We start from the raw sequence: 12,484 nt of genomic DNA on the forward strand, positions 1-12,484 counted from the left end.
GTTATGAAAAGTTTCTTATCCTGGAGCGTCATCTTTATCAGTACATTGCTAACCGGATGTGCCAGCACATTCACCAGCCAGGTCAGTGTATTTCACGAATGGCCAGGAAACCAGCAGGCAAGGTCTTATATCGTGGAAAGATCGCCATCTCAGGAAAACAATCCCGAATACAAATTGTATGAAGAAGAACTGAGAAAACAATTAGGTTTACACGGTTTTCAGGAAGTCCGGGTCGACGCGACGCCGGCATTAAAAATAGGTATGCAGTACGGCACAGCGTTGAGTGAAATTCAGGTCTCAACGCCGTGGGCACCAGCGATGTATGACCCCTTCTGGCAAACGCACTTCAGTCGCGGTTATCGGTTCTGGCCTTATTCACCGTATTATTTCGGCGGCCCCTACTATATGGGCAGAAACCTTGATTTCAGTGTCAGGCGTTACTATCTGCATCAGCTTGAAATAAACATCAGCGATTTCCAGAATGGAAAGAAACTGGCTGACATCAAAGTGAGCTCAGAACAATTAGGGCAACAGATTTCTGAACACATGCCTTATCTGATAGAAAGTGCCCTGAAGGATTTCCCGGGAACCAATGGCACTACCAGAACCGTGGAACTGCCATTGAAAAAATAGAGCAGCCTGTTTAATTTGGCGGATCGCGCAAGGCTTCAACCAATGCGCGATCCACCACGGATTCAGCGGACACGACAGTTGCATCGCCATTACGCAACTGTACCAGCAACTCTTCACGTGAAATCGAAAATGAATCGTGCCCCTGACGATTCGTAAAAATATAACGGGTACGTTTCGGACTTACCCAAGCTAGTTTGAATCGATTCGTGACACCTGCAGTGGTTGTAAAGTTAAACCAGACGCCACGCTCAAGCTCCTCAACTAATTGTACCCACTCATCCGTTTCCTGTTCACTCTGATCGACCATGTGGCGGTTCAGCCTTTTCTCACTCGCCCGTTGCGCAATATTGACGGCAATTTCGAGTTGACGGCGAGGTGATAATTCCAGAGGCGCGCGTGCAATCGCAGCGTGACGCTCCGCCAGCTTGGAAAAAAACAAGACGCGGTCCGGCTCATCCCATTTGATCGCATTTAACCAGGCATTCAGCAAAGTCAGCATTGCCGGCAATTTGCTCACCAGCTCTTTACGTTCTTCCGACGTATTTTTTGGCTTCAGACTCCAGATCAGGTCATCCATCGTCCGCAGCGCGTTTTCCAGTGCGTTCGGCTTTTCTTCTTTTACGTTGTGCGCAATGGTGAGAATACGTATCCACTGCTTACGCAAAAACTCTTCAACAAACCCGGCAACTTCTCCCGTATCGGTACGTATCGCCACGTCATTTTCAGCGAATTCGCGTGCCAATCGCATTTTTTCCTGCTTCAGCGCTTGTTCTACCGGCTCGGAAATTGCCTGTTCGGCCTGCTCTTCTTCACTCTTGAGAAATGCCTCCAGATCGGCAACCACATCTGAAAACAATTCAATCTGCTGATCAAAGTCCTGCTGAACCCGGTCAACAATTCCTTCTATCATCTGAAATAAAGGATCGTCGTTACTCGCGTCGTTGCCCAACAGCACGCTGGATTTTGCCAGGGTATCGATCAATACCCGCGCAGGATGATTTTCTTTAAAAAAGAAGTCTTTATCGAGCAGAGCGACCTTCAGCGTAGGTATCTGTAATTGTCCGATCAGGCTTTTAATTTCTTCCGGAATACTGGCATCACTGAAGACGTAATCAAAAATTCTGGCCAGCAGCTCTATCGTATTCTGATCAATGTGAGTCAACTCTCCCGGAGGCGCTTCTTGTGACAGGCGTCGCAAATGCGACCGCACTTCCGCTTGCTCCGGCTGGCTTTGCAGTATCTGCTTCTGCAATCCGGTCAGATAATCAAAGAACTGACGATCTATCGTCACTGTGTCCACCACATCACCTGCGTCTCCGTATGACCACGATGAACCTTGTCCCACTGAGCCGGAACCACTCTGAGCAAACGACCCAATACTTCCAGGCTGATTCCTGTCTTTAGATGCCTGCGGAAAGAAAATATTTCTTAATTTATTTTGCAGATACGGATCGCGCGCATCCAGATCTTCACTCTTGAGCGGTGCATGACGTTTTTTACTTTCCCGCTTCACGGCATCGGTATCGACAACGATGCCGCGTTCGGCCAACGCATCATTGAGTCCCTGATATACCGTGCTTAAGTTCAGAAACAAGTCCGGCTGCATGATCCGTATGATCAGATGCGGCGTCACTGTTGTTGATTCAAGCTCCATCCACGCCTGTAATACCGAATTGACAAATATTTCTGGCCGAAAAGGATTTTGCGAGACAGTGATCGGCGTGCGCTTCATCACCAAACCGATACGGCAATTCAGCTCCACCAGCTTTTCTGCGTTATTAACTTCGAGTGACTTTGTCAGATTATTCGTCAGGACTTTATTTTCCATTTCCTCGAAAGTAACGAGAGAAATATCCTTGATATCGTGATTATCTTTGAGTCGCTTACGCGTGTTAATCACGCTGACTTCTTTCATCAGTATCGCAGAGATATGCGACGCCATCAGACGATAAAAAGTGGTCTGATTACGCTTCAGTAACTGACACGCCTCAAAACTGCGCGCGGCTTCTTCTGGTTGCAATGTCTGATCAGAGATTTTAAATAAGGCATCCGTCAAGCGGGATGAAAAAGCCTCTAATTGAGACGAGATAAGATTGGTGGCGACAGGCACCAGACTTTGCAACATCAGCAAACGACTAGAACTCGAAAACTCACTGGTTTTGGCGGTATTTAAAGGAACAGTATCCATAATTCGAGACTAGTTGTAAAAAAAGACAGCAAGAAAATTCAGATAAGCAAGCGTCACGTCAGCAACAGCCAGCAATTAATTCGTGTAGTAAGCCTCCGTCGCCAGCGTGATTACGACGATCACCATGACAGCAGCGAACAAAACCAGCAGTAAACGTCCGAACTTCGGACGACCATCATCTGTTGGTGGTATTTCTTTATTTTTCGGAAGCATATTCAAGCGCCTATGGAATCAATAAACTCGACCCTGTCGTTTTGCGTGCCTCCAGATCCTGATGCGCACGGGCAACTTCACTTAAGGGATAGCGCTGGCGGATGTCGATTTTAACTTTTCCGCTTTCAACCATCGCAAACAAATGCGCCGCCATCTGTTCCAGATCAACTCTGTCAGCAGTGTAGTTCATCAGACTCGGCCGGGTAATAAACAAAGAGCCCCGCGAGGCAAGCTCACTCAGTGAAAACGCGGGAACCGGGCCGGAAGCACTGCCAAAACTCACCATCATCCCCAGAGGTGCAAGGCTATCGAGAGAACCAATAAATGTGTCTTTGCCGATAGAATCATAAACGACAGAGACGCCTTTACCTCCTGTAATTTCTCTTACCCGCTCGACAAAATTCTCTTTATTATAATTAATCACGTGGGCACATCCGTGTGCTCTCGCCAGTTCGCCTTTTTCGTCGGACCCCACAGTGCCTATCATATTGACTCCGATCGCACGAGCCCATTGACAGGCAATCAGGCCCACGCCTCCGGCCGCAGCATGAAAAAGTATTGTCTCTCCTCCCTTGAGCGGATAAGTACGGTGAAACAGATACTGCACCGTGAGTCCCTGCAACATCATGGCCGCCGCAGTCTCAAATGAAATGCCGTCAGGCAGGCGCACCAATTGTTCAGCCGGCATGACACGTGCCTCCGAATATGCGCCCAACGGCCGCCCTGCATACGCAACTCTGTCACCTGCTGCTACGTGCACAACACCTGCGCCGACCGCCTCAACAATACCGGCAGCCTCCATCCCCAAACCAGCAGGAAGGGGGTGCGGATATAAACCTGTACGAAAATAAACGTCGATATAGTTGAGACCGCATGCCTTATGCCGGACAATAACTTCACCCGGTCCCGGAACACCTAAATCAACATCCACATATTCCATCACTTCGGGGCCGCCTACACTGCGCATTCTGATTGCTTTGACCATATCTCCTCCTACATTTTTTTTCTGGTTAACAAATACATCCCCCCCATAACCAATACCGTGCCAGCCATCTGCCATGTGGTAATCGGTTCCGCAAGAAAAAACGCACCTAAAAACAAGGTCGATACCGGGCCTATCATCCCGGCTTGCGAGGCTGTTGCTGCACCTATACGCTGTACTGCCATCATTGTCATAAACACGGGCAGTACTGTACAAAATATTGCATTAACAATCGACAAAAAATAGACAGGTGCTGGCTGCAGCAGCATAGAAGCCGGGCGCAACACAAAGAACTGGCCTATGCAGGCGACACTGGAGACGCACATTGCATAAGAGACCAGTCGCAGAGAACCCAATGTACGAACCATTTGTCCGGACTGAATCAGATATACGGCATAAGAAACGGCCGCCCCCAGCACCATTACCGACCCGAGCAAGACATCATCCCCGCCGAATTGAAGATCGTGCAGAAACACCAGAACGATACCAAAGTAACTGACGATCAACGCCGCCCATTCCAGCATAGATACCTTGCGGCGATACCACATGGCCGACATCAGTAGCACAAATGAAGGAGTGAGGAAAAGGATCAGTCGCTCCAGCCCCGCAGTGATATATTGCAGTCCAAGAAAATCTAAAAACGACGACAGGTAATAACCCACCAGGCCCAGTCCTACCAGCCGCCAGCGGTCAGAGGAGGACAGCGGAGGTGAATTCCTCATCTGCCAGAATGCAATCGCTGCAAAAATAGGCAAAGAGAAAGCCATGCGAAATGTAATCAGGGTCACTGCATCAACCTGATAACGGTATATCAGCTTGGCAACGATGGCTTTGGTTGAAAAAAGAATGGCGCCGGCAATGGCGATTGCGAGTCCGCCAAGATAATGGCGTCGCGTATGAGTGTTCGTTTGTTGAGGATGCATAAACCGGATTGTAAAGCCATCTGAAGAAATAGTAGGAAGTCCGTATCCTGAATTTACGTCGTTCAGACTGGGTTACCGATAATTTCAAACAGGAAAGACTTGTTGATTGTCGGTAACTTGCAACACTGAAACAGCATGCAGGAATGGAAAGCATTCATATCTTTCGGTCATATCAACTACGCAGTGAACACAGGACGATTTACTCGGCTAGTCAAAACTATTCCGGAAAAGAGACAATACTTGCCTCGGCTTGAGAGAACGTTTACTCAGCGCAGCTGATCATGCATAAGATTCAGTGTTATGTCCTCGTCGTGACAGTATTACTTTCGCGAATTATTCAGGCAGACAACGGGTGTGTCTATATGCCGATAGGACTGTCGATTTCGCCATTTTCCGCCATGCCAGTATGATAAAATGCGCGTCTTTAATATCAAACTAAGCTAGGCAAAACTGCTGACCGGATGGATCGGCAATTGCCGAATCAGGGAAGAACGACCATGGCAGGACACAGTAAATGGGCCAATATCAAGCATAAAAAAGCGGCTACCGACGCGAAACGCGGCAAAATCTGGACGCGTCTGATTAAAGAAATTACCGTGGCAGCGCGCATGGGCGGAGAAGATGTCGATTCCAATCCACGCCTGCGCCTCGCCGTCGATAAAGCTGCCGATGCCAATATGCCTAAAGAAAACGTCACGCGTGCGATACAGCGCGGTGCGGGAACTCTGGAAGGCGCAAACTATGAGGAAGTCCGCTACGAAGGATATGGTATCGGCGGTGCCGCACTGATCGTTGACTGTATGACGGACAATCGTGTCCGCACTGTCGCAGAAGTGCGTCATGCTTTCAATAAATATGGTGGCAATATGGGCACAGAAGGTTCTGTTGCCTTCTTGTTCAAACACTGCGGTCAGATGTTTTTTGCACCGGGAACAAATGAAGACGCGCTGATGGAAGCGGCTCTGGAAGCTGGTGCCGATGATGTCATCACTGATGACGAAGGCGGTATCGAAGTATTGTGTGCACCATTTGACTTGTCAGATATACGCGCCGCACTCGAAGCAGCGGGCTTTAAACCAGAAGTCGCCGAGGTCACGATGAAGCCTGCGACAGAAACCGTCTTTACCGGTGAAGATGCGATCAAAATGCAGAAACTGCTGGATGCACTTGAAAATCTGGACGACGTACAAGAAGTTTATACCAACGCCATCATAGAAGAATAATATGAAAATTCTGGTTGTCGGCTCTGGTGGCCGTGAACATGCACTTGCCTGGAAACTCGCGCAGTCTGAGCGGGTACAGACGATTTTCGTTGCCCCTGGTAACGGTGGAACGGCAACGGACATCCGTCTCAAAAATATCGACATCACTGATCCCTCCGCACTTGCTGATTTTGTTCAGCAAGAGCAGATTGAGCTGACGGTCGTTGGACCGGAAGTTCCGCTGGCGGCCGGTATCGTGAATATTTTCCGTGACCGTGGTCTGAAGATTTTTGGTCCATCGAAAGAAGCTGCCCAGTTGGAAAGCTCGAAAGACTTTGCTAAAGCGTTTATGCATCGTCATCAGATCCCAACCGCTGAATATCAGACTTTTTCTGACGTTCAGGCTGCGCATGATTACATCAAAGCCAAAGGCGCACCTATCGTCATCAAGGCTGATGGTCTCGCTGCCGGTAAAGGGGTTGTAGTAGCGATGAACCTGGATGAAGCACATGCTGCTGTTGACATGATGCTGTCCGACAACAAGCTCGGTGACGCAGGCGCACGCGTGGTCATAGAAGAATTTTTAGCCGGTGAAGAAGCCAGTTTCATCGTCATGGTGGACGGTAAAAATATTTTGCCGCTGGCAACCAGTCAGGATCATAAACGCTTGCTGGATAACGATGACGGCCCGAATACTGGCGGTATGGGTGCGTACTCTCCGGCACCAATCGTTACGCCACAATTGCATGCCCGTGTGATGCGCGAAATCATTGTGCCGACAGTACAGGGCATGGCAAAAGATGGCATCGTGTTCACCGGTTTCCTGTATGCTGGGTTGATGATTGATGAGCACGGCACACCGAAAACACTGGAATTCAATTGCCGCATGGGTGATCCGGAAACTCAGCCTATCATGGCGCGCCTGAAAACCGATCTGGTCAGTGTAATGGAACATGCGGTCAACGGCACGCTGGACACCGTCGAACTTGAGTGGGACAGACGTACAGCGATGGGCGTCGTGATGGCCGCCGCCGGTTACCCCGATGCCCCGCGTAAAGGTGACAAAATTACGGGTATTCCTGCAGAAACGCCTGACAGTGTTACATTTCATGCTGGCACAGTGTTGAACGACAAGGTACTCAGCACCAATGGCGGCAGGGTTTTGTGTGTGGTCGGCCTGGGTGACACGGTGAAACTTGCGCAAAAACATGCCTACGATGTTGTTGAAAAAATTCATTTCGACGGGGCGCAATACCGTCGTGACATTGGCTGGCGTGCACTGAACCGTAAGCATTAATGCAGCTTCGGGCGAGCACTCCCTGAGTAACAATGAATGGGTTGGACTAAGTCCAGCCCGTCTTGCTTTTTGAAGACCACCCTGTTCAACAAATAATGACCGATACACAAGCCGTTAAGAATTATTTACTGTCCTTGCAAGCAAGTATTGTTGCCGCGCTTGAGGCTGCCGATGGCCGTCAGTTTATCAGTGACAGCTGGGAACGCCCCGATGGAGGTGGAGGTATTTCCCGCGTCATCGAAGAAGGTCAGGTATTTGAACGTGGCGGGGTTAATTTCTCCCACGTCATGGGCAATAATTTGCCGCCCTCGGCGGCTGCCAGCCGCCCGGAACTGGCAGGCAGAAAATGGGAAGCCATGGGTGTCTCCCTCGTGTTACATCCGCGCAATCCCTACGCTCCGACAGTACACATGAATGTGCGTTTTTTCACCACCCACGCTGAAGGCAAAGATGCCGTATGGTGGTTCGGTGGTGGTATGGATCTGACGCCGTATTACGGTTTTGAGGAGGATGCCCGCCATTTCCATCAGACCTGTAAAGACGCATTAACGCCGTTTGGTAGTGATTTACATCCGCGCTTCAAAAAATGGTGTGACGAGTATTTCTATTTAAAACATCGTAAAGAAGCACGCGGTGTCGGCGGCATTTTTTACGACGATTTCAACGAGTTAGATTTTGCGCAAAGTTTTGCGATGACCAGATCGGTCGGTAACGCCTTCATCCCTGCCTACCTGCCGATTCTTGAAAAACGCAAAGTACTCTCCTACGGTGAGCGCGAGCGGGATTTCCAGGCATATCGTCGTGGTCGCTATGTTGAGTTCAATCTGGTGTTTGACCGCGGTACACATTTTGGCCTGCAATCAGGAGGAAGAACAGAATCGATCCTGATGTCCATGCCTCCGGTAGTGAAATGGCGTTACAACTGGACTCCGGAAACGGACAGTGCAGAGGCGCAATTAACCAATCATTTTCTGGTGCACAGGGAATGGGTTTAAATAGCAGAGAACCTTATTGTGCCTTGGTTCTGGGTGGTAGTTTTGATCCTGTCCATATTGGCCATATCGCTTTGGCAAAGCATCTGTGCAATGTACTTAAACCGGATGAATTACGCATAATCCCGGCTGGACAGCCGTGGCAAAAATCCGCTCTGAAGGCTACATCAGAGCAAAGAGTCAGCATGCTGAAACTGGCTTTTGAAGCATGGTCAGACTGTAATCTGATCATTGATGAGCAGGAAATACGACGCGCAGAAGCCCATGTCGCCAGTTACACCATAGAAACGCTGCGCGAACTGCGGACAGAACTGGGGGCGCAAGCCTCTATCTGTTTTGCTATGGGGGCAGATCAATTGCTGAATCTGCACACATGGCATCAGTGGAAAGACTTATTCAGCGTCGCGCATTTATGTGCGGCAAGTCGTCCCGGATTCGATATCAAGCTCGCCGTCCCTGAAGTAACACGAGAATGGCAGAAAAGATTGATAAGTCCACAAGAAATGCGCACCAGTGCTGCCGGTGGAACATATCTGGACGCAAGTCTGGCGGTTGATGTATCTGCGACCGAACTGCGCAAAGAATTAAAACAGCATAACCCGACAATCAGATTGCTAGTCACTCACAAGGTGCTAGACTACATACAACAACATTCAATTTATCAAAAATAATGGATATTAAAAAATTACAAACACTCGTCATTGATGCTCTCGAAGATGTGAAAGCACAAGACATACAATTGTTTGACACCACGCATCTGACCAGCCTATTTGACCGTGTGCTGATCGCTTCAGGTACATCGAATCGTCAGACTAAGGCATTGGCTGCTTCTGTGCGTGATAAAGTTAAAGAAAATGGTGGCACCATCGTCAGCATGGAAGGCGAAACCACGGGCGAATGGGTACTCGTCGATCTGGGAGACATGGTTGTACATATCATGCAACCTGCGATCCGCGCCTACTATCGTCTCGAAGAAATCTGGGGCGACAAACCGGTCAAACTCGGCGCAGCAAAACGTACAGCAAAAGTTGCGTCAGCGGCGACCACTTCTGACGACGCAGAAAAAACAAAACGTGCACGCAAACCTGCGGGCAAAGCAGCGCCGCTGGAAGTCACTCACGACATGATGGCAATTCAGACGACGATCGATGACGAGAAAAAGCCAGCGCGCAAACCACGCGTGGCAAAAACGGTGGATGGTGAAGCGAAACCTGCACGCAAACCCGCTGCCCGAAAAGCGGCTGATGGCAGCACCGTGAAAGCACCTAAAATTCCTACCGGCGGCCGTGTCAAAGTTGCGGCGACTAAAACTGCCGTCGCATCTGCAAAAGAAGCAGCTGCGAAACGTCCTGCGCGTAAGAAAACAGCCGAGTAATCAGCGCTGCTCTGCCCCAAAAAATGGCTGCCTTGTGCAGCCATTTGTTTGCCTCAGATCATTCGTTTCAAACCAGTTTCAAAAGATATCATGCAACTCATCATCGCCGCTGTTGGTCATAAAATGCCGGAATGGATAGAAACGGCTTTTCAGGAATATGCAAAAAGAATGCCGCCTGAGTGCCGGATTCACCTGAAAGAAATCAAGCCTGTGGAACGCTCCGGCAGTAAAACTGCTGAAACAGTCATGGCATTAGAGCGCGCGAAAATCGAAGCCATCATCCCCAAAAACGCGCGAGTCATCGCCCTGGATGAACGCGGTAAAGACTGGACCAGCGTCGCCCTCTCACAAAATCTGAGTCAATGGCAACAGGATGGGCGGGACGTGGTATTTGTCATCGGCGGAGCTGATGGCCTGGATGCAGAGTTCAAAGCAAAAGCAGATACACTGATCAGAATTTCCAGTCTGACATTACCGCACGGTATGGTCAGAGTCGTGCTGGCAGAACAGCTTTACCGTGCGTGGTCCATCACACAAAATCACCCGTATCATAGGGTGTAATTTGAGTAAAGTAAGACAATGCAACAAGAAAATAAAATCTACCTCGCATCAAAAAGCCCACGCCGCCGCGAGTTGCTGACCCAGGTTGGCATAGCGTATGAATTGCTTCTGCTCAGAGATGCGCCACCGCGTGGCCCGGACGTCACTGAAATTGTGTTACCCGGAGAATTACCACACGATTACGTCCGCCGTGTCACCCAAGAAAAAGCCGAAATGGCATGGAGAGTCATGGCTATGCGCAAACTAGCGCTGCGTCCGGTGCTGGCAGCAGACACCACCGTCGTAATCAATCAGCAGATACTCGGCAAGCCGGCAAACCGCGATGAAGCCGTTTCAATGCTCACGCTGCTGGCTGGTAAGAAGCACGAAGTACTGACCAGTATAGCGGTCCGGCATGAGCATGGTCTTATCGCGGCAACACAGGTGTCAGAAGTCAGCTTTGCCGCTTTAAGCGAACAACAAATCCAGGCTTATTGCGACACACCTGAACCCTACGATAAAGCCGGTGGCTATGGCATACAAGGTGCTGCAGCACGTTTTATTTCCCACATCAATGGCAGTTATTCTGGCATCATGGGCTTGCCTTTGTTTGAGACTTGCCAGGTGTTACGTCAGTCTGGAATTTTTATCCCTTAATTTCTGAACTTCATGAGCGAAAATCTCCTCATCAATATCACTCCGCAAGAAACCCGCGTCGCCCTGATTTTTCAGGGTGCTGTGCAGGAATTGCACATAGAAAGAACCTTATCCCGCGGCCTTGTCGGCAATATTTACCTCGGCAAAGTCGTACGCGTCCTGCCCGGCATGCAGTCGGCGTTCATTGACATCGGTCTTGAGCGGGCTGCTTTCTTGCATGTTGCCGATATCTGGGATGCGCGACCGCAGGAAGGCAATATGAATGCGCCGCTGACGCCGATAGAAAAGCTGCTGTTCGATGGGCAGGCCATCATCGTTCAGGTCATTAAAGATCCGATAGGAACCAAAGGCGCACGCCTGTCCACCCAGATCTCGATTGCCGGTCGCATGCTGGTGTTTCTGCCGCAGGACACACATATCGGTATTTCACAGAAAATTGAAAATGAAGCAGAGCGTGAAGCACTGCGCAGTAAAGTACAGAGTCTGCAACAACCCGATGAAAAAGGCGGATTCATCGTCCGCACGATGGCGGAAGACGCGTCGGAAGAAGATTTGAAAGCCGACGTTGATTACCTGCGCCGCACTTGGTCCACGATTACTCAGCTTGGAAAAACCAGACCACCCACGACCTTGCTGTATCAGGATCTGAATCTGGCGCAACGAGTCTTGCGTGATTTCGTCAATGAAGAGACCGACAATATTCAGGTAGATTCACGCGAAAATTATCTGATGCTACAGGAATTCGCGCGGCATTACATGCCTTCTGTGCTGACCAAGCTTCAACACTACACAGGTGAACGCCCGCTGTTTGATTTGTACGGTGTAGAAGAAGAGATTGAACGCGCCTTAGGCCGTCGTGTCGATCTGAAATCCGGTGGTTATCTGATTGTCGATCAGACAGAAGCCATGACCACGATTGATGTGAACACGGGAAGTTTTGTCGCTGGACGCAATTTTGACGACACCATCTTCAAGACCAATCTGGAAGCAGCGCACGCAATCGCCAGACAACTGCGATTAAGGAATCTGGGCGGCATCATTATTCTCGATATCATCGATATGGAGAACGAAGAGCATAAAGCAGCCGTACTGTCAGAGTTGAATAAGGCCTTATCGCGTGACCGCACCAAATTATCCGTGTCCGGTTTTTCTGCGCTGGGTCTGGTTGAAGTGACGCGCAAACGCACACGTGAATCCCTGGCGCATGTATTGTGTGAAACCTGCCCTGCCTGCAATGGGAAAGGACTGGTCAAAACGGCCCGCACTATTTGCTACGAAATTTTGCGCGAATTATTACGTGAAGCGAAACAATTTAATCCGCGTGAATTCCGTATCATGGCGTCGCAGGTCGTGGTCGATATGTTCCTTGAAGAGGAATCACAACATCTGGCCATGCTCGGTGACTTTATTGGCAAACCGATTTCACTGCAGGTTGAAAACGTGTTCCATCAGGAACAATACGACATCATCCTGATGTAATTT

At 49.6% G+C, this 12,484-nt stretch carries 13 protein-coding genes; 9 read left to right on the top strand and 4 right to left on the bottom strand.

Going from position 1 to position 12,484, the window contains the following annotated elements:
- Positions 1 to 3: 3 nt before the first annotated feature.
- The gene (locus ACPAOP_RS10750) at positions 4 to 633 is read left to right on the top strand and encodes a DUF4136 domain-containing protein (RefSeq protein ID WP_423707968.1); all 630 of its coding nucleotides are present in this window, start codon (positions 4 to 6) and stop codon (positions 631 to 633) included.
- Between the two features lie 10 nt (positions 634 to 643).
- Here the strand turns inward: ACPAOP_RS10750 and ACPAOP_RS10755 are convergent, their stop codons facing one another.
- From ACPAOP_RS10755 to ACPAOP_RS10770, 4 genes are all read right to left on the bottom strand, one after another.
- Complete coding sequence (locus ACPAOP_RS10755; protein WP_423707969.1) at positions 644 to 2,821, bottom strand: DUF1631 family protein; 2,178 nt, start codon at positions 2,819 to 2,821, stop codon at positions 644 to 646.
- Between the two features lie 75 nt (positions 2,822 to 2,896).
- Complete coding sequence (locus ACPAOP_RS10760) at positions 2,897 to 3,034, bottom strand: hypothetical protein (protein WP_423682197.1); 138 nt, start codon at positions 3,032 to 3,034, stop codon at positions 2,897 to 2,899.
- Positions 3,035 to 3,044: 10 nt separating this feature from the next.
- Complete coding sequence (locus ACPAOP_RS10765) at positions 3,045 to 4,019, bottom strand: quinone oxidoreductase family protein (RefSeq protein ID WP_423682196.1); 975 nt, start codon at positions 4,017 to 4,019, stop codon at positions 3,045 to 3,047.
- Between the two features lie 8 nt (positions 4,020 to 4,027).
- The gene (locus ACPAOP_RS10770) at positions 4,028 to 4,939 is read right to left on the bottom strand and encodes a DMT family transporter (RefSeq protein WP_423707970.1); all 912 of its coding nucleotides are present in this window, start codon (positions 4,937 to 4,939) and stop codon (positions 4,028 to 4,030) included.
- A 497-nt stretch (positions 4,940 to 5,436) separates the two neighbouring features.
- Here ACPAOP_RS10770 and ACPAOP_RS10775 point away from each other — a divergent pair, with 497 nt between their 5' ends.
- From ACPAOP_RS10775 to rng, 8 genes are all read left to right on the top strand, one after another.
- Positions 5,437 to 6,162, top strand: coding sequence for a YebC/PmpR family DNA-binding transcriptional regulator (locus ACPAOP_RS10775; RefSeq protein WP_423682194.1), 726 nt, complete (start codon positions 5,437 to 5,439; stop codon positions 6,160 to 6,162).
- A gap of 1 nt (position 6,163) precedes the next feature.
- Positions 6,164 to 7,438, top strand: coding sequence for a phosphoribosylamine--glycine ligase (gene purD / locus ACPAOP_RS10780; RefSeq protein WP_423682193.1), 1,275 nt, complete (start codon positions 6,164 to 6,166; stop codon positions 7,436 to 7,438).
- 95 nt (positions 7,439 to 7,533) lie between these two features.
- Positions 7,534 to 8,433, top strand: coding sequence for an oxygen-dependent coproporphyrinogen oxidase (hemF, locus tag ACPAOP_RS10785; protein ID WP_423707971.1), 900 nt, complete (start codon positions 7,534 to 7,536; stop codon positions 8,431 to 8,433).
- On the top strand, positions 8,424 to 9,101 hold the full coding sequence (locus ACPAOP_RS10790) for a nicotinate-nucleotide adenylyltransferase (RefSeq protein WP_423707972.1): 678 nt from the start codon (positions 8,424 to 8,426) through the stop codon (positions 9,099 to 9,101). The genes hemF and ACPAOP_RS10790 overlap by 10 nt, the downstream gene beginning before the upstream one ends.
- Complete coding sequence (gene rsfS / locus ACPAOP_RS10795; protein WP_423707973.1) at positions 9,101 to 9,805, top strand: ribosome silencing factor; 705 nt, start codon at positions 9,101 to 9,103, stop codon at positions 9,803 to 9,805. Before ACPAOP_RS10790 ends, rsfS begins: the two co-directional genes overlap by 1 nt.
- Before the next feature lie 90 nt (positions 9,806 to 9,895).
- The gene (gene rlmH, locus ACPAOP_RS10800) at positions 9,896 to 10,366 is read left to right on the top strand and encodes a 23S rRNA (pseudouridine(1915)-N(3))-methyltransferase RlmH (RefSeq protein ID WP_423682189.1); all 471 of its coding nucleotides are present in this window, start codon (positions 9,896 to 9,898) and stop codon (positions 10,364 to 10,366) included.
- Between the two features lie 18 nt (positions 10,367 to 10,384).
- On the top strand, positions 10,385 to 11,002 hold the full coding sequence (locus tag ACPAOP_RS10805) for a Maf family protein (RefSeq protein ID WP_423707974.1): 618 nt from the start codon (positions 10,385 to 10,387) through the stop codon (positions 11,000 to 11,002).
- Positions 11,003 to 11,014: 12 nt separating this feature from the next.
- Positions 11,015 to 12,481, top strand: coding sequence for a ribonuclease G (gene rng, locus ACPAOP_RS10810; protein ID WP_423682186.1), 1,467 nt, complete (start codon positions 11,015 to 11,017; stop codon positions 12,479 to 12,481).
- Positions 12,482 to 12,484: the final 3 nt, after the last annotated feature.

Origin of the sequence: Undibacterium sp. WLX3042, assembly GCF_049544825.1 — a bacterium.
In the GTDB taxonomy this organism is placed as follows: Bacteria; Pseudomonadota; Gammaproteobacteria; order Burkholderiales; family Burkholderiaceae_D; genus Undibacterium.